The organism is Actinotignum stranguriae (genome assembly GCF_051265215.1).
Classification (GTDB): domain Bacteria; phylum Actinomycetota; class Actinomycetes; order Actinomycetales; family Actinomycetaceae; genus Actinotignum; species Actinotignum schaalii_C.
In genome coordinates, this window is the sequence record NZ_JBOZCJ010000002.1 from 19,934 (window position 1) to 45,039 (window position 25,106).

The following is a 25,106-nucleotide window of genomic DNA, read 5'->3' on the forward strand; positions in this document are numbered from 1 at the left end:
CGCATCTCAGCACGAAGGCGTCACCATATATGTATCTATCGAGTCAATGTGAACCGTTGGAAAACGTGGAGTTAAAAGGCGAGCTACCTCTCCTTTGCGTCAGTATCGCGGATAGAGCGGGACGCGCGGGTCCCGGGTTTGGCACGCTTGGCGCGCCGGCGAGCCTCAGCGGCTTCGCTTTCCAGATCGTGCACCACGAGGCGAGCGTGGCGCGCGGTCAAGATGGGGTGGATTTTCTTCGCGGCGCGCATGGCGGTGGCGGTTCCCTCCGCCGCGGCCGTCAAAATACGTTCTTTTTCTTCCTCGCTCCATTCGTGGGTACGCATAAAACGCAGCGAGCGGGCCTCGCGCAGCATGGAAATCCCCCACAACAGCAGCACCACCAGGAAAATCCCAGCGAAGCCAAGGAGTGACAGTCCGTTCATTTAGCTGAGGTTCCTATCTTTATCAATACTGGCCTGCACGCCGCGCACAACGGCCGCTCCGAAACCGGCGCGTTCTAATTCCACCACACCGGCCACGGTGGTGCCCCCCGGCGACTGCACCGTATCTGCCAAATCGGCAGGGGACAGCTCACTTGCGAGCACCAGGCGTGCCGCACCTTCCACCGCCTGCGCGGCGATGCGCACCGCCTGCGCGGCCGGGAGACCATCGGCAACCGCGGCCCGTTTGAGGGCATCAATATAAGTAAAGGTGAAAGCCGGGGAGCATCCGGCGAGCGCGGAAAAGACGGAAAAATGCTTTTCTTCCAGGGTGATATGGGCACCCACGGCAGCGAAAACTTCCCGCACCGCGTCCTGCTGAGCGGGGGTGACGGAGCTTGAGAAGCATAGCGCCGTCATGGAGGCACGCACGCTGGCGGCTACATTCGGCATGGCACGCACGAGTGGCTGACCGGGGGCGAGATGGTGGGCGAGGGTGGCAAGTTCAAGGCCCGCTGCGATAGACACGACGACGGTGCCGCATTGCCGTGCGGCGTCGTTAATCTCTCTCAGAACGCCCGCAACCGCGTATGGTTTTACGGCGACGACGACGATTCCGTCACCCACGGCCGTGACCAGCTCGGTATTTGAGACGGCCGGGCGCACCCCCGTTTCCTTTGCGAAGTCGCGCGCCGCCTGCGCGTCTTTCGCGGAAACGACGACGGATGCCGGATCCGCACCCGCGGCAAGCACCCCGCGCGCCAGGGCCCCTCCCATATGTCCGGTTCCAATAAAGCCGATCACGAGCACTTCCTTTCTACCAGCTAGGCCCGGTGCTCCCGCAGCGGCGCTGAGCGAACACCGGGTATGCTCTCCGCGTTTTATTTTAGGCTGAAGAAAGGTGTTTTATGGCCGGCGTGGCTCTCACCCGGCAGAACGGAGGGTTTGACATGTCACATCGAGTACTCGTGACCGGAGCATCCAGCGGAATTGGGGCGGCGAGCGTTCGCGCTTTACGCGCGGCCGGATTTGAGGTGATCGCCACCGCCCGGCGCGAAGATCGGCTCCGGCAGCTCGCCGAACAAACCGGGTGCAGCTACGTGGTGGCGGACTTGACGGAGGAAGGCGACGTCGCACGGCTCGCCGCCACCGTAGCGGAAGCCGGCGGGGTGGACTCCCTGGTCAATAACGCAGGCGGCGCCCGCGGGCAGGACAAGGTGGCGGACGCGAAAATCGAGGATTGGGAGTGGATGTACCGCGTGAACGTACTCGGTACCCTGCGCCTGACCCGGGCGCTGCTCCCACATATGCGCGAGAACGGCGGGAGCATTCTCTTTGTGACGTCCACGGCGGCGCAGGAAACCTACGTGGGTGGAGCCGGATACACGGCGGCCAAGCATGCCGAACGCATGATTAAGGACACTTTGCGTCTGGAACTGGTGGGAGAACCGGTGCGGCTCATGGAACTGCGCCCGGGCATGGTGATGACGGAGGAATTTTCTAAGAATCGACTCGGATCAGATGCCGCAGCCCAGAACGTGTATGCCGGGGTAGCTGAGCCGCTCCTCGCCGAGGATATTGCTGAGACGGTGGTATGGATGCTCTCCCGCCCCGCCCACGTCAATATCGATTCGGTGGTTATCCGCCCCGTTGCCCAGGCGAATTCGTGGACGGTGGCCCGTACCGGCAACAACGTGGTGGAGTTACCCTCCTCGGGGCTAGGCGGAAAGTAGGGGCACCGGGGCGCACGCGGTGCCGGCGTAGCGCCAGCACCGCGCCAGCGTCGTGCGGGAAACTACCGGGTCGCGGTGATCTGCCGGGCAAGTTCAGCAATCGCCGCGGCAATCCCGAGGCCGAGCTCATCGAAGGTGGTGGCGGGCCGGGGGAGCGCCGGGGTGGCGCCCTCGTTTAACGGTGCGCCGTGCACCGTCTTGGGCAATGCTGCATCTCCGGCGTCGGTTAGTGGCGCAGGCTGCGGCGCGGACGGTACGTCGGTTTCCGCACCCACCGTGGCCACCCCAACGGTGCGCAGAGCCGGAACGTGAATGAAAATACCGGGAACTGCAAGCTGGGCCACGCGGTAGGCGATGTTATTGCAGAGGTAACGCCCCGGATCTCGGCTCGTTTCCGCATTGATACCGGCCCCGTTAATAGCGCGGGTAATATCCGCCACCCGCACGGGGCTCGTGGCGATGGCAGGACCGCCCGCAATCACGGGTTCGCCATCGGGTTGAGCTCCCACATTATCCGGAATCCGGGCGATATTCTCATTAAAAGCTTGGAGTTCCGGGGTGATAGCGCTACGCCCGCCCGCTTCCCCGATGGCAATAACCGCATCGGGGTGAAAACGCTCCACTGCCTCGGCCAGCACCTGTCCGGCGCTCGCGAACACCACCGGCAACATGGCCGTCGCGACCTCCACTTCGCAAGGAAGATTCATATCTCGAAGATGAGGGACGGAGCGCAGCGCTGCCTCCCGGCTCGCATTTTCGGTATCGGCACCAAAGGGCTCAAAATAAGTCACTAAAACACGCACACTTCACCCTACCGCGCCCCTACCTGTGGATAACTACACGCGCCGAACTCCGCCTGTGGATGGGCCCTAGACGGATTTTTCCCTTCCTGGCACCATCGGCTCAAGCGTTTGGCAGGGGGAGCCGGCTCCCAGAAAACAAGCGGGGCCAGTTCAACGAAAGTAAGCGGCGCCAGCGCACAGAAGTCAAACGTAGCCAGCGCAAAGGAAACAGGAGCGAAGAGGGGAGGTCACGGTGGATGGTGTTCTTATCACGGAGTCTGCGACGGCGGAGCTGCGCGCCGCGCTTGCGGACGTGAGTGCCGCGCTGGCTCCGCTGCGGGTAGATACCGTGCCGGGAGCGGTGGCGGCGGCATTGGCTGGAAGCCCACCGCCGGCCAGCGTGAGCGCGGGATGCGCGGCCCTGGATAGGCACACCCGCGATATCGCGGCCCGAGCCGATGAGCTAGCAGCATCCCTCGCACTGGCCTGGCGCATCTACCAGGAGGCAGACGGCGGGGCCGGCGTGGATATCGCGGGCGTGGATATTTCCGGTTTCGATATTGCGGGGGTCGGAAGATGAAAGATCTCCGGGTGACGTGGGGGCAACTGCGTGGCTGGAACGGGGCCCTGCTCGGAGCGGTTCTCGATGAGGTAGCGGCCGTGCGCAGGCGCTGCGAAGAAGCCAGCTGGCAGCTGCGCCAGCTAGCCGCGCGCTCCTTGAAGGGAGCCTGGGAAGGCTACGGAGCACGTGCCTTCCTTTCCGATGTGCGGGCCCTGGCCGCGCGCGCCGCCGCGCACACCGACCGTATTGACCACCTGATCCAGGCTTTGGGGGAAGCGCAGCATAAAATCACCCGTACCCAAACGGCAGTGAGCGAAGCACTCTCCCGTGCGAATGCTGCCGGAATGGAGATCACCCCTCGCGGTGAGGTGATCGACCCGCTCGCCGGCGCGGATGGCACCGGGGTAGCGGAGTGGGAACGCCACCAGATAGTGGTACAGATTAGAGCGGAGGTAGAGGTAGCCCACCGATCGGCCGATAATACGCTCAGCTATCTAAACAGGGTGTTCAACCAGCTGGCTGCCGGGCAGATAGCCCCGGAGGCTCGCACCAATTACTATCGTTCGGTCGGGCGGGTGCCGGTTGGGAAAAGCGCGGCCTATGTGCAGGCATGGTGGGCATCCTTGGGAGATGCCGAGCGCTCGTATGTGCTCGTCCATGCCCCTCAGGATCTGGGGAATTTGGACGGAATACCCTACGCGGTGCGGGACCGCGCCAATATTGCCGTGGCCCGTCATGACGAAGAAATGGCCCGCGCCTATTACGATCCGATTCTGGCCGAGCTTTCCGCGGAAATCGCCAGTGCCCAGGCGGATCTTGAGGGAAACCTCGGGAAAACTGATCGGGAGATTCGCACCGCCCAGCTCGGCGCGGCTCAACTGCGCTATGCCACCATCACCGCCAACCTGGCTGCGTACGCCATGATCCGCACCCAGCGCGGCCTGGATCGCAATTGGCGCGAGCATATCTCCACGGCCCCGGTTCGCTCCGCTTCGTCCCAGGATTCGAAGCGGAGCTCGTCGCCACCCGCGGGGCGATCATTCGCGGCGCACTCGTCCGCCGCGCGACTATCCGCGGGGCGCGCAGCTCCGGCGCACTCGCCTGCGCCGCGTTCCTCTCCGCTGGCAGGCTCCGCCCAGTCCGCCCAGTCCGGCCAGCCACGCCAACTCCTCGTGTATCGCGGGCCGAACCGGGCCCGTACCGGTACCGGTGCGGAATTGCGCACCATCCAGGTGGCCCTATCTCAAGGCGATGTGGATACTGCCTCGTCTATCACCATCGAGGTGGGTGGAATGACTACCAATGTGGTGAATTCCCTTGATTCCCACATCGAAGCGGCCGGCCGCCTGGCTACCCTCCAGCAGGAGATCCTCACCGCTCGGGGAGAAACCGGAAGCCCGGCTGTGGTGACTTGGTTTGATTACGCCGCTCCGCAAAGTGCGCTGGACTCTTCCCTCTACACCCCGGCGCGCGCCCGTGAAGGCGGAGCAAGCCTCGCGCGCTTCGCGGAGGGAATTGCCCAGGTCCGCGGGGAGGATCGCCCGCGTATCAGTCTGCTGGGGCACTCCTACGGTTCAGTGACGGCTTCAGCGGCCGCGGAGCGGGTTCGGCCCGGCATCGTCGACACTCTTGTGGTATACGGAACACCCGGGGTTGTGGCCGAGGGATGGGATATGAATACCGGGGCGCACGGGGCTGGAAGCGCCGCCTCCAATCACGTCCTTTCCAATAAGAAAGACATTATTAACGTGGTCAACGCGCTGGGTGGGGGAGCGGTCTCGGGCGGGAACACCGATGCGCTCGGCTTCAATCCGCGCCGGGATCCGGATTTCACCGCGCATCATTTCTCCGGGCGCGGCGGATTATTCTCCCAGCATTCGGAATATTTGGAAAACGCGGATTCCCCGCAAATGCGCGAACTTGCTCGTATTACCACGGAGCCTTCCACGGAGCGCACCATGCTTGCGCCGCCCCGCGAACCACCCGCCGGAGCTGCGCCGTTGCCCCAATCCCCACCGGTCCGCCCACCACCCGGAAGGTAGATGCGCACCGCGCGCGGAAGGGCTACAATGAGCGGCGTTGGCTATGACCCGGCAATCACCGGCGAGCTCTCGGAAGAACAGCCGCGCGGCCCGTGCCGTGCAGCCCAGTAGAACCGAGCGGGTGGACCCGTTAGCGTCCTAATGAAGCGGTTACCCGCCGTACCACGCGTGCGGTGAGTAGCAAATGAGGTGGTACCGCGGTACCGGAATTCCGGCGTCGTCCTCAATCCGATTAGGTTTGAGACACGAGGAGACACCGCGTGGATATGTATCCGCTTCATCGCGAGGGCGGCGTGCCCGCCTCCCCGAACTTCCCGAAGATGGAAGAAGGCACCCTCGCTTTCTGGAAGAAAGACAATACGTTCCAGTCCTCCGTGGCGCAGCGTGAATCCGGGCCGCACGGCTCCAATGAATTCGTTTTCTATGACGGTCCGCCCTTCGCCAACGGCCTACCCCATTACGGTCACCTTCTCACCGGTTACGTCAAGGATGTGGTGGGGCGCTACCAGACCATGCGCGGGCGCCGAGTCGAGCGCCGCTTTGGCTGGGATACCCACGGGCTGCCGGCCGAATTGGAAGCCCAGCGTATCCTCGGCATCGATTCCACCGATGAGATCGAGGATATGGGCATCGCCACATTTAACGAGGCCTGCCGTTCCTCGGTGCTGCGCTACACCAAGGAATGGGAAGAATACGTGACCCGCCAGGCACGTTGGGTCGATTTTTCCCATGATTACAAGACTCTGGACACCACCTATATGGAATCGGTGCTGTGGGCCTTCAAGACTCTGTACGACAAGGGTCTGGCTTACGATGGCTACCGGGTGCTGCCCTACTGCTGGAATGACGAAACCCCGCTGTCCAATCACGAATTGAAGATGGATGACGACGTCTACAAGGACCGGCAGGATCTCAGCTTGACCGTGGGGCTGCGTCTGGAAACGGGTGAACTTGCCCTTATTTGGACGACGACGCCCTGGACGCTGCCCTCCAATCTGGCCATTGCCGTGGGTCCGGACATCGAGTACCTCACCGTCATTCCGCGCGAAGGCAAGCTGGAAGGCGAGCGAGTGATTATCTCCGCAGCCCGCCTGGAATCTTACGAGAAGGAACTGGGTGAAGATCCGGAAGTTGTGGATCGTTTCCCCGGCTCGCGGCTAGTGGGTCGCGCTTACGCCCCGATTTTCGATTACTTCATGAATCGTGCGGACGATGAGGCACCCGGCCCGCATGCCTACCACGTGATCGCGGGGAGCTTCGTGACCACCGACGACGGTACCGGGCTGGTTCATATTGCCCCCGCTTTCGGTGAGGACGATATGTTCGCCTGCCAGGAGGTGGGCATCCGCCCCGTGGTTCCGGTGGATGGCGCCGGGCGTTTCACCGCCGAGGTGCCCGATTACGAAGGCACCCAGGTCTTTGATGCCAATCTGCCCATCACCCGCGATCTGCGCGAGGGAACCGGACCGCTGGCACGCCGCCCGGAAAACGAGCGCGCCGTGCTTGTGCAAGAACGCTCCTACCTGCACTCTTACCCGCATTGCTGGCGCTGCCGTAAACCGCTCATTTACAAGGCAGTGTCCTCGTGGTTTGTGCGGGTGAGTGCCTTCCGAGATCGGATGGTGGAGCTTAACGAGCAGATCGAATGGACCCCGGCGCATATCAAGCACGGCCAGTTCGGTAATTGGCTGGCCGGCGCGCGCGATTGGTCCATTTCTCGTAACCGGTTCTGGGGCAGCCCCATTCCGGTATGGCGTTCCGACGATCCGAACTATCCGCGCGAAGATGTATACGGTTCCCTGGAAGAACTCGAGCGTGATTTCGGGCGCCTGCCGCGTAACGAGAAGGGCGAAGTGGATCTCCACCGTCCCTATATTGACGAGCTGACCCGCCCTAACCCGGACGATCCGACGGGTAAGTCCACCATGCGGCGCATCACCGACGTGTTGGATTGCTGGTTCGAATCTGGCTCCATGCCCTACGCCCAGGTCCACTATCCCTTCGAGAATAAGGACTGGTTCGAGGACCACTACCCGGGGGACTTTATCGTCGAATACATCGGCCAGACTCGCGGCTGGTTCTACACCCTCCACGTGCTCGCCACCGCGCTCTTTGACCGTCCGGCCTTCCGCACCTGTATTTCCCACGGCATTGTGCTGGGAGATGACGGTCAGAAGATGTCGAAATCGCTGCGCAATTACCCGGATGTCTACGAGATGTTCGACGAGGTCGGCGCGGATGCGATGCGTTTCTTCCTCATGAATTCACCGATTGTGCGCGGCGGGAACCTCATCGTGACCGAACGTGCCCTGCGCGATACGGTGCGCCAGGTCCTGCTGCCGCTGTGGAATGCCTACTACTTCTTCGCGCTCTACGCCTCGACGTGCTCGAAGGGGGAGGGCTACCGCGCCCAGCCGGTAAGCGACCCCTCCGGTTTGGATGTGATGGACCGCTACCTGCTGGCCAGCATTAAGGACCTGGCCGATAAGGTGCGCACCGACCTGGATAACTACGATATTCCGGCCGCCTGCGACCGGGTGCGCGGTTTCCTAGATGTGCTGACCAACTGGTACGTGCGTACCTCCCGGGATCGCTTCTGGAATGAGGACCACGCCGCCTTCGATACCCTCTACACGGCGCTCGAAGTGCTCATGCGGGTCATGGCGCCCCTCGCGCCGCTCGTGACCGAAGAGATCTGGAAGGGGCTGACCGGCGGACGCTCCGTCCACTTGGAAGACTGGCCCGAACTACCCGATTCCTGGAAGGACGATGCGCTGCGCGAAGCGATGGACGAAGCGCGCGCCGTCGTCTCCGCTGCGCATTCCCTGCGTAAAACCCACCAGTTGCGGGTGCGCCAACCGCTGCGGACCCTCACCATCGTCACCGACCGTGACCTGGAGCCCTTCACCGAGCTCATCGCTCTGGAAGTGAACGTCAAGAATGTTGAGCTCAAGAACGTGGCGCAATCGGGGATGAAGGTCAGCCGTGACCTCAAGGTTCTCCCGCGTGAACTGGATCCCCAGCTACGCAAGATGACCTCCGCGCTCTTCCAAGCCGCCAAGGCCGGGAACTGGAGCGAAGACGGTGCGGACGCGGTGCTTCACACCGATCCGGAGGTGCGCCTGGCGCCCGGCCAGTTCGAGATCACCGTATCGGTGGAAGCCGACCCGGGTTCGGTTGCCGCGGCGCTCGATTCCGGTTCCTTCATCGCCCTGGATACCGAGGTGGATGAAGAACTGGAAGCCGAAGGCTACGCCCGCGACGTCGTGCGCGCTGTGCAAGATGAACGCAAGAATGCCCAGCTGCACGTGGCCGACCGGATCGCTCTCAACCTCACGGTTCCCGCCGAGCGCGTTGATGCGGTTACCCGCTATCTGCCCTTCATCCAGGAGGAAACTCTCGCGGTGCAGGCGCAGGTGACGGCGGGTGCAGAAGGCGCACCGCTCGGCATCGAGGTGACGAAAGTCGCGTACTAAAGGCCGGCGCGCTCTGTAACGGCGCGCCGTGATCCTCTAGAGTAGGGTGCCTTGCACGGGCCGCGGTGGACGACCATGGTCTTCGCCGCGGCCCACGCACTCTCCTCACAATTCACACGAAGGTCAGGGATGAAAAACTCGCGCGTCCTCACGCTCGCTGTTACCGGTTTGGCGCTCTTCGCCATGTTCTTCGGGGCGGGGAATCTGATTTTCCCGGTGATGCTCGGCATCCAAGCCGGAACAAATACGCCGCTGGCTATCGCCGGATTTATCGGCACCGGGGTTATTCTCCCCGCCGTTGGGCTCATCGCTGCCACCTCTAGCCGCGATGGCACCCCGCAGGATATTGCGACCCGTATCGGTCGCATCCCCGGTCACGCGCTTCTGTGGGCAATTTTTATCACCACCGGAGTTTTGTACGCGGTACCGCGGGTGGCCGCGGTGAGTTTCGAGGTTGCGGTCCGCCCCGTGATGCACGACGACGCCGCTGCCCGCCCCGCCCTCCTCGTTTTCTCCGCCGTGTTCTTCGTGGTGGCTGTGCTCGTGGCCCTCAACCCAGGCAAAATGGTGGATCGAGTGGGAGGAATCCTCACCCCTGCCCTCGTTATTCTCATGGCGATTCTTATTGCGGTGGTGGTGCTCAACCTGCCGCCCCAGGTTGCCCTTCCGCAGGCACCGTATGCTCCTAATGCACTCACCGGTGGGCTGCTGAGCGGGTATATGACCATGGATGCGCTGGCGGCCTTCGTCTTTGGGTTGGTCATCGTGTCCTCATTGCGCTCCAAAGGTTTCACCTCTCGCGGGGCGCTCTTCGGGGGAGCGGCGGGCGTGGCCCTCATCGCCGCGATTATCCTCGCCGCGATCTACCTGGGGCTGTCCCAGATCGGGGTCCGGGTGGCCACCGAGGGATTTGCCAACGGTGCGGATGCACTGGCGGCTGTTTCCGAGCGTTTCTTCGGACGCAGCGGTCAGCTTATTTTCGGTGCCATCACGATTCTGGCGTGCCTGACGACGGCGATTGGCCTGCTGGGCGCGGCCACTCAGTTTTATCGCAGTTATCTTCCGGGGCTGGCGTACCGTCCTCTCCTCATCGGGCAGGGAATGTTTGCTTTTGCCATGTCCACGCTGGGACTGGAAGGAATCCTCAATTTCATTAATCCGATCAATCGCTTTATTTATCCCATCGCGATTGTTCTTATTTTCGTGACGCTTGTTGATCTGGCGGTTCCCGGGCGCCTGCATTGGGCTTACCGAGCCTCCGCCTGGATTGCGGCACCTCTCGCTCTCCTGGACGGGCTGGTTGTCACCGAATGGGATATTTTCGCTCCCGTCGCGGAATTCTTGGCGCTATTCCCGCTGGGTGCAGAAGGGCTCGCCTGGGCCGGGCCGGCGGTGCTCGGTTTTGTTCTCGGGCTAGCGGTAGACGGGATCCAAGGGCGGTTATTCCCACCGACTCTGGTGCGAGCCAAAGCCGATGAGCCAGCGGAGGCGCCAGTAGCCTGATATTTGCGGGGTGTCGGCGAACGCTCGCGGTGAAGCTATTGTTTCTATGTTTTAATGAAACTACGTAGAACTCCGTGGGAGTTCCCCAAGGATGTGGAGAAAAACATGGCAACACAGCACACCCCGGAAAAAATCATTTTGGATTGCGATCCCGGTCATGACGACGCCGTTGCGATGCTGCTGGCGTGGGCGAATCCGCAGATTGAACTGCTTGCCGTCACCACGGTGGGTGGCAACCAAACCCTGAAGAAGGTTACGAATAATGCCCTCGCCGTGGGCACCGTAATGAAAATGACCGGCGTGCCTTTCGCGGCCGGATGCGACCGACCGCTAGTACGCCCGGTGGAAGTCGCCCCCGATATTCACGGGGATACCGGCTTGGACGGCACCGAACTGCCAGCCCCGGCTATCGAGCTTGATTCCCGGCACGCCGTCGACCTCATTATTGACACGGTGATGGCGCACGAACCGGGAACCGTCACCCTGGTTCCCACCGGCCCGCTCACCAATATCGCGCTGGCGGTACGTAAGGAACCGCGCCTGGCCGAGCGTGTCAAGCAGGTGGTCCTCATGGGTGGGGGGTACCACGTTGGTAACTGGTCCGCGGTGGCCGAATTCAATATTAAGATCGACCCCGAAGCCGCGCATATCGTTTTCAACGAACCGTGGAAGGTGGTCATGGTGGGCCTGGATCTCACCCACCAGGCGCTCTGCACCCCGGAAGCCTACGCAAAAATTGATGCGGTGGGCACCCAGCCGGCCCGTTTCGTCCACGAACTCATGGATTTCTTCCGTGCTTCCTACCAGGACGCGCAGGGCTTCGACTACCCGCCGGTGCATGATCCGTGCGCGGTTGCCTATCTTATTGACCCCACCATCGTGGAAACGGTGCAGGTCCCCATTGATGTGGAACTCACCGGAACCCTCACCGTGGGGATGACAGTGGCTGATTTCCGCGGACCCATTCCCGAGGACTGCCACACCTGGGCTGCGACCCGACTCGATCACGGGCGTTTCTGGGATCTCATCGCCGATGCGCTGGAGCGCGTGGGTGAACACCACTACCTGGGCTAACCACGGGGCTAATCCCCGTCCAACCCAACCTTTGTGAACGGAGGGCGGTGCCGCCACGGTGCGGCGTCGTCCTCCCCGGTGAGAAAGAAAAACTATGGCATCGTCCGTTCCCACACGTGCCGGCCGGGCGCAATCCGGTTCGCGCACGAATATTATCGTGCTGATGGCCGCGCTGCTCTGCGCTGTCTTCGCCTTCCAGCTCAACGCTTCCATGCTTTCCCCAGCTCTGCATACTATGAGCGTGGAACTCAATGCGACCGAGGTTGAAATTGGCGTGACCCAAACGGCCTTCTTCGCTTCCGCCGCGCTCTTCTCCCTTTTCCTGCCGCGCTGGGGCGACCTTATCGGGCGCAAGAAGATTCTGCTGGGCATGCTCCTGGCTACCGGGATCGGATGCGTAGTCTCGGCACTCGCTCCCAATGTCACGATCCTCGGTATCGGGCGTGTGATTCAGGGGACGGCGGGGCCGATGGTGCCTCTCACCCTTGTGATGCTGCACCAGGAAGTACCCGAACCGCGCCGTTACGCCAAGTACATGGCTATTCTTACCTCCGTCAACGGCGGTATCGCAGGAGTAGACGCCCTGTTGGGCGGCTGGCTCGCCGGGAACTGGGGCTTCCGCTCCGTTTTCTTGTGCATGGCAGTTGTGTGCGCCGTCGCTTTCCTGGCGTCGGTGTTCGGGACCCGTGAATCCCAGGGCGACCGCACCCCGATGGACTGGCCCGGCGTTATCGCACTCCTCATCGTTTTTGGCTGCGTCTATTTCGCTTTCAATGAGTTAGGCAAGCTCGGGGATGCCCGCTGGTGGCTCATCGGCGTGGAAATCCTGGTGGCCGCCGTTTCCGCGGTGATTTTCTGGAAGATCGAGTCCTCGCGCGCACACCCGCTAGTGGCCACTCGCTACCTCAAGCAACGGCGCACCTGGGCTCTCCTGTCCACCACTCTCTTCACCATGACCGGGGTATTCGCGGTCATGAACGGTCTCATCCCGAACCTGGCGCAGCTGGAAGCCAGTGCCGGTGGTCTGGAGCTCCCGGCCGAAACGGTCTCCTTCGTGACGCTGACGCCCTACGCGATTGCCGGTCTTATTATGGGGCCGATCGCCGGGCAGCTCGCTTCGCGTTTCGGCTACAAGAAGGTACTCCAGGCGGGGCTGCTCTCCACGGTTATTTTCCTCGGGATCGCGGTGTTCGGTGTGGGGGCACCGTCGAAGTCGCTTATCTTCTTCCTGTGCGTGGCCATCGGTATTACCTACGCCGGTACCGTCAATATCATGCTCAACGGCTTGGGTATCGTGCTCTCCCCGGCTGATAACCAGGGCTACCTACCGGGAATGAATGCCGGTGCCTTCAACCTGGGAGCCGGGCTTTCCTTCGCGATCCTCACCGCTGTGGCCACCGCCGTGGGTGGCACTGAGAACCTGGTGGGTGGTTATCAGGCCGGAATTGCGGTGGGTGCGGTCCTTGTGATTATTGCGCTTCTCCTCTCCACCCTCATCCCGTCGGTTGAGAACGCGGAGGAATCAGCCTCCTAGATACATCCGTACATAAGGGTTCGTGCGGACCGGTAGTGTGCGGGAACGGGGCCCACGGGGCTGGCAGCGCCAGTCGCACCGTGGGCCCCGTGGTATATGCTGGTGTGCCGTGAAAGGGGCAGGTATGGGTACGAATAACGTTGGGTACGATGGCGCGGGGTACGACAGTGAAGATGCGCGGGAAGCCGAACTTGACGCGGCGCTTTCCGAGGTCCTCAACTCTGGAATTTTCGGGGACGAAGCGGTGCTCCGAGAGGTCAAGGAGTCACCTGATCCTACCGTTGAACTCGCGGATACCACCGCAGAAGAAGCTCGGGTGGATGAGATCTACCGGGATATCCTCACCCGCGCCCCCGAACATAAGGTGCAGCCCTCCCTTGAGCGCGTTCAGATGTGCCTGGATTTACTCGGTAATCCGCACCATTCCTACCGGTGCGTGCACGTGACGGGCACCAATGGGAAAACCTCGACGGCACGCATGATCGAAGCGCTGCTACGCGAGCACGGTCTGCGTACCGGGCGTTTCACCTCCCCGCACCTGGTGTCGGTGCGTGAGCGCATCGCTATCGACGGACATAATATTTCCCGCGCGGATTTCATTCAGGCATGGGAAGATGTCGCGCCGTTCGTCGAACTAGTGGACCAGCGCTCCCAAGCGGAGGGTGGGCCGCGCATGAGCTTCTTCGAAGTGTTTGTGGTCATGGCCTACGTAGCTTTCGCCGCCGCACCTATCGATGTGGCGGTGGTCGAAGTGGGCATGGGGGGAAGGTGGGATGCCACCAATGTGATTGACGGCGACGTCGCTGTTCTCACCCCCATCGCTCTCGACCATGAACGATGGCTCGGGCACACCATCGCACAGATCGCGGGTGAAAAAGTTGGGATTATTAAACCCGGGGCCAGCGTGGTGAGCGCCTCCCAACCCGAGGAAGCCGGTGCGGCTATCGCTCAGGCAGCCCACCGGGCCCGCGCCCACGTATCCGTCTACGGGAAAGACATCCAGGTCCTCGGGCGGGAGACTGCGGTGGGTGGTCAGCTTATGACTGTGCGCACCCCCGCGGCCCGCTACGACGATATTCCTCTCGCACTGCGCGGCTCGTATCAGGCAGAGAACGCGGCGCTGGCCATCACTGCGGTTGAAGCATTCTTCGGGGGGCGCGCGCTTGCGGGTGACGTCGTCGAACATGCACTGATGGCCGTTACTTCGCCCGGGCGCCTCGAAGTGGTGCGTACCTCGCCTACCGTCCTCGTGGACGCGGCCCATAACCCTCACGGTGCCGCACACACAGCCGCCGCGCTGGAAGAGTACTATCCCGGCCGGCGGGTTGGGGTGCTCGCCATGATGGCAGATAAGGATGTGGAAGGAACCCTCGGGCAGTTCGAGCCGGTCTTGGACGCTGTTGTCATCACCGATATGCCCGGTGAACGTGCCATGGACGCCGAGGACCTGGCAGAGCTGGCGCGGGCGGTCTTCGGTGCAGAAAGGGTGCGGGTGGAACGCGATCTGCTCGCCGCGATTGACGAAGCTTCCGGATGGGCCGAGGCCGAAGCGGGCGATGAGCTCGCCACGCCGGTGGTGACAGTAGTTGGATCGGTTTATCTGGCAGGAATGGCGCGTCAAATGATGGGTAAAGGGGCTCCTGACGAAGCCCCTACCGAGTAGGACGGGGCGGACACCGGGCCCGAAAGCACTGGCACGGTGTACCAAATTGGTAGAGTAGGCAACGTTCTACCAGTCTTTAACCCCGAGGTGGCACTGTGCTCGATATCCTTGCCAGCAATACCGTTCTCGTTGTTTTCATTGTGGTGGCGCTTGGCGCTGCCTTCGGGGCGATTCCTTTTGGTCCCCTGAAATTCGGGGCAGCGGGAGCGCTTTTCATCGGTTTGCTTGTCGGTGCGGTGGTTCCGCCCTCCACCTCCCTCCTCGTGCTCCTGCAAGATTTGGGCCTGGGTATTTTCGTTTACATGATTGGATTGGAAGCCGGGGAAACATTCTTCCAGGAGATCCGCAAACAGCTAGGCCTTATGCTCGCCTCAGTTATTGCGATTACGGCCGGTGCGGCGGCCGCGGTGGGACTGGGCGAGCTTCTCGGTTTATTGCGCGGTACTGCCGTGGGTGTTTTCGCAGGTTCGCTCACCTCGACGCCCTCGCTTGCTCTCGCCCAGGAAATGACCGACCCGGATAATCCGGCGGTGGGCTACTCCATTGGTTACCCGGTCGGGGTCACGCTCGCCATTGTCATGGTCGCTATTTTTATTAACCGGGAATGGAAAGCCCGTCATGACCAACTCGATCCGGATGATGTGGAACTGGAACAGGCAACCGTGTACGTGGATCGGGAGATCTCCGCGCAGCAGATGCGGGATATAGCCGGACAACAGGTGCGATTCGTAGCAATGCGGCGCAATCGCCGTTGGCATATCCTCGATATGGAGCGTGCTCTGGAACCGGGGGATAGGGTTCGTATTTTCGCTTCCCGGGCGGCGCTTTCTGAAGCTATCGAACGCCTGGGTAGCCGGATGCGTCATCGGCGGCTGACTGATCCCTATCTGGCGGTGCACCGTTTTACGGTATCCAATCGGGATATTGCTGGGCTCACGGTGGGTTCCCTCCCGCTCTATCGTCGTTTCGAAGCACGGGTGACGGTTATCCGCCGTGCCGATGACGAGATCCTCGCCACCCCGGATACCTACCTGGAAATGGGCGACGTGGTAGAAGTCGCCTTACCTACCTCGCGGGTAGAAGAACTCGAAGAGTATTTCGGTGACTCGGTCTCCAGCTCCTCCGAACTGGACTGGGTGGCAGCAGCCGGTGGCCTTGCCCTGGGCTTTGCTCTCGGACTGGTGGAAATCCCGCTACCGGGTGGCGCGGCCTTTTCCCTGGGTGCGGCCGGCGGCCCGCTTGTGGTGGGGCTGATCCTCGGAGCGGTGCACCGCACCGGCCGGGTACCCTGGCAACTCCCGCGCCCCGCGAATCTGACCCTGCGCCAGTTTGGCCTCATGCTCTTCCTCGCGGCAGTCGGCCTCAACTCCGGTTCTGCTTTTGCCTCGACCGTCTTCACAATGGTGGGCTTGAAATCGCTGCTCTTGGCCGCAGCGGTGAGTATTGTCGGGTGCGGAGTCATGATGGCTGCCGCGTGGGCGCTTGGTTCCTCTGCCACCCGTTCTTCGGGTGCGGTGGCAGGATTGCTCGGTCAGCCGGCCGTGCTTTCCTACGCTACCTCGCGTACCACCGATAACCGGGTGATGACCGGTTACGCTACGACCTTCGCGATTGCACTTATTTACAAGATCGTCGTCGTCCCCTTCATGTTCTAGCGGTCCCGGTACGGTGCGGTGTGTCGCCGGCGTGCCACCGCGACCACGGGTACCGGTTGCAACTGTCATAACGCCCCGTCGTAGCGCCACCGGTGGCGCCGTCTGGCATAATCTGTAATCGTGCACTTAAAAACCTTGACCATGCGAGGATTCAAATCCTTTGCCACCGCCACCACAGTGCGCTTTGAACCCGGGATTAATGCGGTGGTAGGCCCTAACGGCTCAGGGAAATCCAATGTGGTGGATGCTCTCGCCTGGGTGATGGGCGAACAGGGTGCGAAAACTTTGCGTGGTGGCTCCATGGCGGATGTTATTTTTGCTGGCACGTCGCGCCGTCCCGCGCTCGGACGCGCGGAAGTCTCCCTTACTATCGATAATTCTGATGGTGTGCTCCCCATTGAGTATTCGGAAGTGACGATCACCCGAACCCTCTTCCGTGCCGGCGGTTCCGAATATGCCATTAATGGTACGCCGGCACGCCTCCTTGACGTCCAAGAACTTCTCTCAGACACCGGCATGGGGCGCGAAATGCATGTCATTATCGGGCAGGGCCGCCTCGATGAAGTCCTCACTTCGAGTCCCGAAGAGCGCCGCAATATTGTGGAAGAAGCTGCCGGAGTGCTCAAGCACCGTCGCCGTAAAGAAAAAACTCTGCGCAAGCTCGAAGCAATGAAGGGTTCGTTCACGCGGGTGGAGGACCTCACTGCGGAGCTGCGCCGTCAGCTCGGACCGCTCGCCAAACAGGCTGAGGCAGCCCGCCGTGCCCAGATCATTCAGGCAACCGAACGCGACGCGCGGGCTCGTCTTCTCGCTGATGATCTGGCCCAGGCGCAGGCCAGGCTGGAAGCCGGAGCTGCTGAAGATCAGCGTACCGCTCAGCTGCGCGAAGAAAACCAAGTGGCCCTCACTCAGGCCCGAGCCGCCCTCGCTACGGCAGAGGACCATCACGCGCGCCTCAACCCGCAGCTCTCAGCTCTTCGGGATAGCTCCGAACGTCTCGCTTCCCTCGAGGAAAGATTTCGCGCCATGGACGAGCTGGCGCGCGAACGTGAACGCACCCTGAGCACCATGCCTGCACGGGGCGGCCAAGACGACCCGGAGGAGCTCCATGCGCGAGCTGTACGGGCCCGGGCCGAAGAAGAAGAACTTGAGGGGCGCGTCCGCGATGCTCAGGATGCTTTGCGCGTCGTCCTCACCCAGCGGGAGGAAACTGAAACTGCGGAAGCTGTGGCCGAGCGCGCCTATAACGAGGCGAGCCGAGTGCGCGCCGACGCTCGCGAGAACGCCGCACGCCGTGCCGGGAAGGTTTCCGCCGTACGCTCGCGGCTTGAGGCGCTCGCGGCTGAAGTTGAACGTGTGGACAAGGATGTGGCGGCCGCGCGCCAGCGCGTGCAGACTACCAGCGTGCAGGTCACGGATATTGAGGAGGAGCTCGTCGCTACCTCCGCCGGGGACGATACCCTCGCTTCCGCCCATGAAGAACATACCCGGGCTCATCTGGAGGCCCGCGCTGCCGTGGAAGAGGCGCGCGCGAACGAGGTACGTGCTCGCGAGGAGATGGCGCGCCTACAGGCCATTGTTGATACCCTCGCGCTCTCTTTGGAACCGGAAGATGCCACCGCGTGGGCTATCGAGCACGGTGCGGCGTTGTTACGAGACCACCTCCACGTGGAACGCGGTTGGGAAAGTGCGGCGGAAAATGCACTGGCGGGAACCGCCGCCGGTGCGGTGGTGAATGACCTCGACAGCGCCGTGGATATTTTGCGTGGCGCCGCGCAGGCGCAAGCCGGGCGTCTCACGCTCACGATTACGGAAGGGAAGAACGACGACGCCGCAGCTGCCGCGCGCGAAGGTGAACTCAGCGCCGCTTTCGAGACGGTGCGCCCGGATCCGGATGCCGCCGTGCGCGCATTATCGGTGGTGAGTTGGTCCGGGACGGGCAGTGACCTGGCTGGCCTCCTCAAGCAGCTCCTAGCTGGCACCGCACTCACCGTTGATCTTGTTACAGCCCGCCTGCTCGTGGCAGCCGGGGCACCCCGCGCGGTAACAACGAGCGGGGACGTTATCACGGCGTGCACCGCTACCGGGGGAGAAGCCACCGCCGCTGCCACCCTCACCCGCCAAGCTGCCTATCAGGACGCTTCCGAGCAACTTGATGCCGCCGCCACTGCCGCTGATGAAGCAGCTGGTGCGCTGCGAAAAGCTGAGAGTACCGAGGAAGAGGCTCGGGCCCGCGCCGAGGCTTCCGGGAGCGAACTGACGGCGCGGGACTCTAATCTGGCTGCCGCAACTGCCCAATTAGGAGCTTTACGCCAAGCCCTCGCTGCGGCCCGTGCCGATGAAGAACGCGCCGTCGCGCGCGCCGCCTCCTTGCGGGAAGATATTGCCGCACGGCAGGCAGAGCTAGAAAGTTTCGCGGAGCCCGAAGAAAATGCTACTGAGATTCCCGATGATGGTGAACTGACGCGTCTCTCCCGGCAGCGCGATACCGCGCACGAAGCCGCTGTGGCCGCCCGTAAACAAGAAACGGAGGCTCGATTGGCGCTGCGCACCGCAGAAGAACGTTTCCGAGCGTTGAGTGGGCGCGCTGATGCCCTGGATAACCGGGCTCGATTGGCCCGCGAACGTCTTGAACGGGAAGAACGAGCCCGCCAGGTTCGCGCCGAACATGCGGTGCTGGCAGGACAGGTCGCGGCCGCGGCGGTGCGAGCCTTAGCGCACGTACGCAGCTTACGTGCCGAGGTGGCCGAGCAGCGTCGTCGGGTAGAAGAAGAACAACACGGCGCCGAGGGGCAGCTCACGCACCTACGCGAACGCGTCGATCAGCTGCGTACCCGCGAACGCGACCTCGCAGATTCCACCCACGCCCGTGAATTGGCAACTGCCCGTGCCCGCATGGAATACGAACAGCTGGCCACCCGTGCCCTCGAGGATTTGGGCATCGATAGTGCCACACTCGTAGAGGAATTCGGACCGCATACCCAGGTTCCCACCGAGGACGGTGCGGTGCCCTACGTGCGGGCTGAACAGGAACGGCGCCTGGCCACGGCGCAGCGAGCCCTCGCGCGGCTGGGCACCATTAACCCGCTCGCCCTGGAGGAGCACGCCGCGCTGGAAGAACGTCAAAAGTACCTCGCGCAGCAACTTGATGACCTGAAGAAGACCCGCGCCGATCTTCTCGATATCGTGGCGGAGCTTGATGAACGAGTCACCCTCGTCATGAAAGCCGCGCTCAGCGATATTAGCGCCCGTTTCGAGCAGGTCTTTGCTCGCCTCTTCCCGGGTGGGGAAGGGCATCTCATTATCACCGACCCGGAGAACGTGCTGACCACCGGGGTGGAAATCGAAGCGCGGCCACCCGGCAAGCGCGTCAAGCGGCTGTCCTTGCTGTCGGGTGGGGAACGCTCGCTCACCGCCATTGCTTTCCTCGTGGCAATCTTTATGGCGCGTCCCTCCCCGTTCTACGTCATGGACGAAGTAGAAGCAGCCCTCGATGATGTCAATCTGGGGCGCCTTCTCGAGATTTTCCGGGAATTGCAGCGCTCTTCCCAGCTCCTGGTCATCACCCACCAGAAGCGGACAATGGAAATCGCCGATGCTCTGTACGGGGTAGCGATGCGCGAGGACGGGGTTTCCACCGTGGTATCCCAGCGCATGTCTGAACTGCGCGAATAGCGAGAGTTACGTTGCAGTTCGGTAACAATTGCGCAAGTGTGCGGGTCGGAGGTAGCCGGCCGCCGCGAAAATTCTCATAATAAGACCGTGCCCCTTATCATCGTTGTTATCGCCATCATTATTGCTGCCGCGGCGCTGGTGTATGCCCTGTCATTCGCGCGGAATTCCGGGAAAAGTACCGGAGCATCCGTCGCGGAATCATTTGACGCGTGGCGCTCTGATGAACTGGATATGGACACTTATGACATCGTCCACCACGATACGGCGGTGGACGATATGTTCGAAGCTTTCGCGCACGAATCCGAAGCTTATATCACCTCCGAAACCCTCGATGAGCACTTTGATCGAGCTCGGGAAACGGAGCGTGAACTCTCGGAAACGGTGCGCCGCAATAGTGAAAAACTGCGGGCGCGTATTCCCGCACCGCCGCTGCGCCGTCGTGCTGAAAGTGCTGTAGAAGATACTCGCACGGAGGCGGACGTTGCCTATGTTTCCACGGGTGTACCGGAAGAAATCCATGTGGCGGATTTTGCCGGGGAGCCGGATGGTGCTCTGGTAGCGGACGTGGTCATTGACGGTGCTGGCGGCCAAAGCTGCACCGTTGATATTGAGGAAAGCGTCGAGGGTGAAGACGCTGAAACGCGCGAACGGCGCAGTGCCTGATAGGGCACCAGCTGGAAAAACCCGGCACCCTCTGCAAGACTGGAGGAGTGGATAATCCTGTAGTTCTTGCACTTGTCATCGCGGGCGTTGTTGCCCTCCTCCTTGTTCCCCTCGTTATTTCCCTGGTGAAGAAGAACCAGCGGCGCGAGGAATTGGAACGTCGGAACATCCCGGTTCTCGAAGGGGATTCCACCGCGGAAGCCTCGGAAGGTACCGCTGAAGAAGCCGTCGGAGAAATCTCCGGTGAAACCACCCCGAATATCGTTACGGTTCCGGCGGTTGAACAGCCCGAATCCCTTCCCTCCAGGATGCAGCGCCTGCGCGCCCGGCTGGCTCACTCGGGTGGCTTCGGGCAGGCTCTTTTGGCGATTCTTTCCCGCGGGGATCTCTCCGCGGCGGACTGGGAAGAACTGGAAGATACCCTCATCATGGCCGATGTGGGGCTGGATGCCACCAGCGAGATTATGGAGGGTCTGCGCTCGCGTGTGAAAATTGAAAGCACCACCGATCCGCAACGGGTCCGTGAGATTTTGCGCGAGGAGCTGCTACGCCACGTAGGTCCAGATATGGATCGCTCCCTCAATCTCACTCGCAGTGAAACGGATTCCGGGGCGGTGCATCCCGCGGCGGTTCTTATGGTGGGTGTGAATGGCACCGGGAAAACCACCACGGTCGGTAAGCTCGCGCGATTGCTGCGCGCGCAGGGAACCACGGTGCTGCTCGGTGCAGCAGATACTTTCCGCGCGGCCGCAGCCGATCAGTTGGTCACCTGGGGCGACCGAGTGGGTGTGGATGTTGTGCGTTCGGATCGTGAGGGGGCAGATCCGGCCTCCGTTGCTTTTGATGCGGTGGCGCAGGCAGATGCAACCGGTGTGGACGTGATTATCGTGGATACCGCCGGGCGCCTCCAAAATAAGGCCGGGCTCATGGATGAGCTCGGAAAAATCAAGCGTGTCATGGAACGCACCACGCCGGTCAATGAAGTTCTCCTTGTTCTGGACGCCACGACGGGGCAAAACGGGATGCAGCAGGCCCGTGTTTTCGCGGAGGTGACAGGACTAACCGGGATCGTGCTGACCAAACTGGACGGCACTGCCAAGGGCGGCATTGTTATTTCGGTGCAGCGCGAACTTGGCGTGCCCGTTAAGCTGGTGGGCCTGGGGGAGGGACCGGACGATCTGGCACCCTTCGATCCGGAAGCTTTCGTCGATTCGCTGCTCAGCTAAAGGTATGCATAGCCGAGCCAAGGACATGCATAGCTGAGCTACAGCGCGACGGTGCTGCGGAACAGGTCCACCGCCGCTAGATTCGAGTTTGACGTGCGGCAGCGGGTGAATATGCGCGCTCGCGCACCCTGCTTTACAATGGAACGAGTTTGTTGACGCGAAGGCTGGCCAGTGTTTAATAATCTTTCCGACCGGATTTCCGGTGCATTCAAGAATCTGCGCTCCAAGGGTGTGCTCACCCAAGCGGATGTAGAAACCACCATTAGCGAGATTCGGCGTGCCCTTTTGGACGCCGACGTCGCGCTTCCCGTGGTGCGCGAGTTCACCGCCGCGGTGCGCGAACGCGCCACCGGTGCGGTACGCTCCCAGGCTCTCAATCCCTCGCAGCAGATCGTCAAAATTGTTAATGACGAACTCATTGAGATTCTCGGCGGGGAAACTCGGGAACTTAATTTTGCGCAGGGACGACCCACCGTGGTCATGCTCGCCGGTCTCCAGGGCGCGGGTAAAACCACGCTGGCCGGTAAGCTCGGGCGCTGGTTCGCGCGCGGGGGCCGCAAAGCGCTCCTCGTCGCCTCCGATTTGCAGCGGCCTAATGCCGTGCAGCAGCTTCAGGTGGTGGGTGAGCGTGCCGGAGTGGACGTATGGGCTCCCGAACCCGGTAACGGGGTGGGCGACCCCATCCAGGTGGCCGCTAGCGGTGTAGATTACGCGGCCGCGAACGGCTACGGTGCCGTCGTGGTGGATACCGCCGGACGCTTGGGTATCGACGAGGTCCTCATGCAGCAGGCAGCTGATATTCGGGCTGCCGTCAACCCCGACGAAGTTCTCTTCGTTATCGATGCCATGATCGGTCAGGACGCGGTCGCCACCGCGAAGGCCTTCCAAGATGGGGTGGGCTTCACCGGCGTGGTTATCACCAAGCTCGACGGCGATACCCGCGGCGGCGCGGCGCTCTCGGTGCGTGGCGTGACCGGCAAACCAATCCTTTTCGCCTCCACCGGCGAAAAACTGGAAGATTTCGAACGCTTCCACGCCGACCGCATGGCTTCCCGCATCCTCGATATGGGCGATATTCTCTCCCTCATCGAACGTGCCGAAGCCACCTGGACGCAAGAACAGCAGCGCGAGCTTTCCGAGAAAATGAGCGAGGGGGCTTTCGACCTCAATGACTTCCTCGTGCAAATGAACCAAATTAAACGGATGGGTTCACTCAAGAAACTCATGGGGATGCTGCCCGGAATGGGTCAGTACCGCGAAGCCCTCGAACAGTGGGATGAATCCTCGATGGGGCGCGTGGAAGCCATTATCCAATCCATGACGCCTGCCGAACGCCGCACCCCGAAAATTCTCAACGGTTCGCGCCGCCAGCGCATCGCCCGAGGCTCAGGAACCACCGTCCAGGAAGTCAATCAGTTGGTGCAGCGCTTTGAAGGTGCCGCGAAGATGATGACGCAGATGAGCCGCGGTGGCGGAATCCCAGGTATGCCCGGTATGCCCGGCGTTGGCGGGGGATCACGCAAGCAGAAACGCGCGAAGAAGAACGTTTCGGGTGGTAAGAAGGGCCGTTCGGGTAATCCGGCGAAACGCGCCCGGCAGGAAGCCGAAGCCGCGGCGGCACGGCAGCGTGCCGAACGGGGCTCGGCTTTCGGCAAGGGCACCCAGCTTCCCGGCTCCGCCCCGGCGGCACCCGATATGGCAAGCATGGAAGAGCTCAAGCGCTTCCTTAAATAACGACGACGGCGCAGCGGGCAGGAGGAATCTTGCCCGCGGCGCCGTTCGTGGCAGAGTGGTTATTTCTGGGAAGTAGCGGCGTCGTCGTTCTTTCCGGTGGTTAAAGCCTCCACCACAATATCCGGAACCGCATCGGAAATACCGCCCAGCGGCACGTAACCTTCCGGAATATCCTCATAGGAGCGCGGGTCCTCCAGTGGCTCCACATGGATGAGGGCGCGGAGGTGAGGCACCGCGGCGCGTAATTCCTCCGCGATATCCTCAGCGAGCTCGTGGCCCTCGCGCACCGTCCATGCGGAGGGGACCAACAGATCAAAGTTACAAAACGAATCGCGTCCGGCCACTCGGGTCTGCAGCCCGTGGAAACGTACCTCACGGCGGGTGTGCGAACGTAGAATCGCCACGATTTTTTCAGTATCAGGCTCGGACAGGGCTGCGTCCATGAGTCCCGCGAGCGACTCGCGCAGCAGCTTAACTCCGGTGGCTAGAATATTGACCGCAACGAGGATAGCGACGATGGGGTCTAGCAGCGGTTCGTCAGTTAGCACCACCAATCCCACGCCCACGATCACCCCAACGGAAGTGATGACATCCGTGAGAAGGTGTTTGCCGTCGGCACGCAAGGTGGGAGAACGGTGCTTCGCGCCAGCGCGCAGCAGGACTATACCGACAATTCCATTGACTAACGATGCGAGCGCCACAATGCCCAAGCCCCATCCCAGCGCAGCCAGCGGCTGGGGGTGAATAATGCGGTCAATGGCGGAAAAAATAATAAAACCGGCTGCCGCAAAAATCATGGCACCTTCCACGGCGGAAGAAAAGTACTCGGCCTTCGAGCGTCCGTAGGTATAGCGTGCATTTGCGGGTTTTGCGGCCGCGGAGAGAGCCAGTACCGCGACCACCGCCGCGGCCAGGTTAACTAAGGATTCTGTGGCGTCGGAGAGAAGGCCCACCGAATCGGTGAGCCAGTAGCCAGCTGCTTTGAGTGCAATGGTGACGAGGGCGGCCGCAACGGAAAGCCAGGCGTAGCGCACGAGCTTGGAGGTAGGTGCGGGCACAACCGCGGGCGAGCCCACGGTGCTAACGGTGCCAACGGTGCAGGCTGCGGTGGCGGGAGCGAGGGTATTCACGCTTCCCATCTTGCCAGGCACGGCGGGGCTTGTCAGGTTGAAACGGTGGGATAGGGGTTCGCGCCGTGACTGTCGCGCGTCCGCACCGGCACCGTAGCGGACCGACGGCGTAAGTGATCTCACCGCGCAGCTGCGCACTGCCTGTTTCTTCCGCCGGAAAATTCTGGCAGAATAGCTAGATGTACTTGGAGGATGCCGGGTCCCTCTCAACCCGGTATTGTCCGTGTTCACG

Annotated in this window: 17 protein-coding genes; 13 read left to right on the forward strand and 4 right to left on the reverse strand. The window is 62.0% G+C overall.

Annotated features, from left to right (window positions below):
* Nucleotides 1-83: 83 nt before the first annotated feature.
* Nucleotides 84-425, reverse strand: a complete 342-nt coding sequence (locus tag ACRQEG_RS01215; RefSeq protein ID WP_320757323.1) for a hypothetical protein — start codon at nucleotides 423-425, stop codon at nucleotides 84-86.
* Complete coding sequence (gene proC / locus ACRQEG_RS01220; RefSeq protein ID WP_320757322.1) at nucleotides 426-1,226, reverse strand: pyrroline-5-carboxylate reductase; 801 nt, start codon at nucleotides 1,224-1,226, stop codon at nucleotides 426-428. It abuts the gene before it with no gap.
* Between the two features lie 146 nt (nucleotides 1,227-1,372).
* On the opposite strand from proC, the gene ACRQEG_RS01225 reads away from it, so the two are divergent.
* Nucleotides 1,373-2,155: an SDR family oxidoreductase gene (locus ACRQEG_RS01225; RefSeq protein WP_320757321.1), complete on the forward strand. Its 783-nt coding sequence runs from the start codon at nucleotides 1,373-1,375 to the stop codon at nucleotides 2,153-2,155.
* A gap of 62 nt (nucleotides 2,156-2,217) precedes the next feature.
* Here ACRQEG_RS01225 and ACRQEG_RS01230 read toward each other — a convergent pair whose 3' ends face one another.
* A complete protein-coding gene (locus ACRQEG_RS01230; RefSeq protein ID WP_320757320.1) occupies nucleotides 2,218-2,946 on the reverse strand; it encodes a pyroglutamyl-peptidase I in 729 nt (242 codons plus the stop codon).
* A gap of 244 nt (nucleotides 2,947-3,190) precedes the next feature.
* On the opposite strand from ACRQEG_RS01230, the gene ACRQEG_RS01235 reads away from it, so the two are divergent.
* From ACRQEG_RS01235 to ffh, 12 genes are all read left to right on the forward strand, one after another.
* Nucleotides 3,191-3,517, forward strand: coding sequence for a hypothetical protein (locus tag ACRQEG_RS01235; protein ID WP_320757319.1), 327 nt, complete (start codon nucleotides 3,191-3,193; stop codon nucleotides 3,515-3,517).
* Nucleotides 3,514-5,541 carry an alpha/beta hydrolase gene (locus tag ACRQEG_RS01240; RefSeq protein ID WP_320757318.1) on the forward strand — a complete coding sequence of 676 codons (2,028 nt, stop codon included), beginning with the start codon at nucleotides 3,514-3,516 and terminating at the stop codon, nucleotides 5,539-5,541. The genes ACRQEG_RS01235 and ACRQEG_RS01240 overlap by 4 nt, the downstream gene beginning before the upstream one ends.
* 266 nt (nucleotides 5,542-5,807) lie before the next feature.
* Nucleotides 5,808-9,017, forward strand: a complete 3,210-nt coding sequence (gene ileS / locus ACRQEG_RS01245) for an isoleucine--tRNA ligase (RefSeq protein ID WP_320757332.1) — start codon at nucleotides 5,808-5,810, stop codon at nucleotides 9,015-9,017.
* A 129-nt stretch (nucleotides 9,018-9,146) separates the two neighbouring features.
* Nucleotides 9,147-10,520, forward strand: coding sequence for a branched-chain amino acid transport system II carrier protein (gene brnQ / locus ACRQEG_RS01250; RefSeq protein ID WP_274735064.1), 1,374 nt, complete (start codon nucleotides 9,147-9,149; stop codon nucleotides 10,518-10,520).
* 105 nt (nucleotides 10,521-10,625) lie between these two features.
* Nucleotides 10,626-11,594 (forward strand): uridine-preferring nucleoside hydrolase UriH, encoded by a 969-nt coding sequence (gene uriH, locus ACRQEG_RS01255; RefSeq protein WP_274735066.1) that lies wholly within the window; start codon nucleotides 10,626-10,628, stop codon nucleotides 11,592-11,594.
* A gap of 94 nt (nucleotides 11,595-11,688) precedes the next feature.
* Nucleotides 11,689-13,128: a uridine transporter UriT gene (gene uriT / locus ACRQEG_RS01260; RefSeq protein ID WP_320757317.1), complete on the forward strand. Its 1,440-nt coding sequence runs from the start codon at nucleotides 11,689-11,691 to the stop codon at nucleotides 13,126-13,128.
* Between the two features lie 124 nt (nucleotides 13,129-13,252).
* Entirely contained in the window at nucleotides 13,253-14,791 is a 1,539-nt protein-coding gene (locus ACRQEG_RS01265) for a bifunctional folylpolyglutamate synthase/dihydrofolate synthase (RefSeq protein WP_320757316.1), read from the forward strand.
* Nucleotides 14,792-14,886: 95 nt separating this feature from the next.
* The gene (locus ACRQEG_RS01270; protein WP_320757315.1) at nucleotides 14,887-16,446 is read left to right on the forward strand and encodes an aspartate:alanine exchanger family transporter; all 1,560 of its coding nucleotides are present in this window, start codon (nucleotides 14,887-14,889) and stop codon (nucleotides 16,444-16,446) included.
* 120 nt (nucleotides 16,447-16,566) lie between these two features.
* Nucleotides 16,567-20,121 carry a chromosome segregation protein SMC gene (gene smc / locus ACRQEG_RS01275; protein ID WP_435733754.1) on the forward strand — a complete coding sequence of 1,185 codons (3,555 nt, stop codon included), beginning with the start codon at nucleotides 16,567-16,569 and terminating at the stop codon, nucleotides 20,119-20,121.
* 87 nt (nucleotides 20,122-20,208) lie between these two features.
* Complete coding sequence (locus ACRQEG_RS01280) at nucleotides 20,209-20,784, forward strand: hypothetical protein (protein ID WP_320757313.1); 576 nt, start codon at nucleotides 20,209-20,211, stop codon at nucleotides 20,782-20,784.
* Nucleotides 20,785-20,831: 47 nt separating this feature from the next.
* A complete protein-coding gene (ftsY, locus tag ACRQEG_RS01285; RefSeq protein ID WP_320757312.1) occupies nucleotides 20,832-22,010 on the forward strand; it encodes a signal recognition particle-docking protein FtsY in 1,179 nt (392 codons plus the stop codon).
* A gap of 171 nt (nucleotides 22,011-22,181) precedes the next feature.
* Nucleotides 22,182-23,744 carry a signal recognition particle protein gene (gene ffh, locus ACRQEG_RS01290; RefSeq protein WP_320757311.1) on the forward strand — a complete coding sequence of 521 codons (1,563 nt, stop codon included), beginning with the start codon at nucleotides 22,182-22,184 and terminating at the stop codon, nucleotides 23,742-23,744.
* A gap of 59 nt (nucleotides 23,745-23,803) precedes the next feature.
* On the opposite strand, the gene ACRQEG_RS01295 is transcribed toward ffh, so the two are convergent.
* Nucleotides 23,804-24,883, reverse strand: a complete 1,080-nt coding sequence (locus ACRQEG_RS01295) for a cation diffusion facilitator family transporter (RefSeq protein WP_320757310.1) — start codon at nucleotides 24,881-24,883, stop codon at nucleotides 23,804-23,806.
* Nucleotides 24,884-25,106: the final 223 nt, after the last annotated feature.

Coding starts and splice junctions, on each gene's coding strand:
- ACRQEG_RS01215 (WP_320757323.1), bottom strand. CDS start 425: ATGAACGGACTGTCACTCCTTGGCTTCGCTGGGATTTTCCTGGTGGTG.
- ACRQEG_RS01225 (WP_320757321.1), top strand. CDS start 1,373: ATGTCACATCGAGTACTCGTGACCGGAGCATCCAGCGGAATTGGGGCG.
- ACRQEG_RS01240 (WP_320757318.1), top strand. CDS start 3,514: ATGAAAGATCTCCGGGTGACGTGGGGGCAACTGCGTGGCTGGAACGGG.
- ileS (WP_320757332.1), top strand. CDS start 5,808: ATGTATCCGCTTCATCGCGAGGGCGGCGTGCCCGCCTCCCCGAACTTC.
- brnQ (WP_274735064.1), top strand. CDS start 9,147: ATGAAAAACTCGCGCGTCCTCACGCTCGCTGTTACCGGTTTGGCGCTC.
- uriH (WP_274735066.1), top strand. CDS start 10,626: ATGGCAACACAGCACACCCCGGAAAAAATCATTTTGGATTGCGATCCC.
- uriT (WP_320757317.1), top strand. CDS start 11,689: ATGGCATCGTCCGTTCCCACACGTGCCGGCCGGGCGCAATCCGGTTCG.
- ACRQEG_RS01265 (WP_320757316.1), top strand. CDS start 13,253: ATGGGTACGAATAACGTTGGGTACGATGGCGCGGGGTACGACAGTGAA.
- ACRQEG_RS01295 (WP_320757310.1), bottom strand. CDS start 24,883: ATGGGAAGCGTGAATACCCTCGCTCCCGCCACCGCAGCCTGCACCGTT.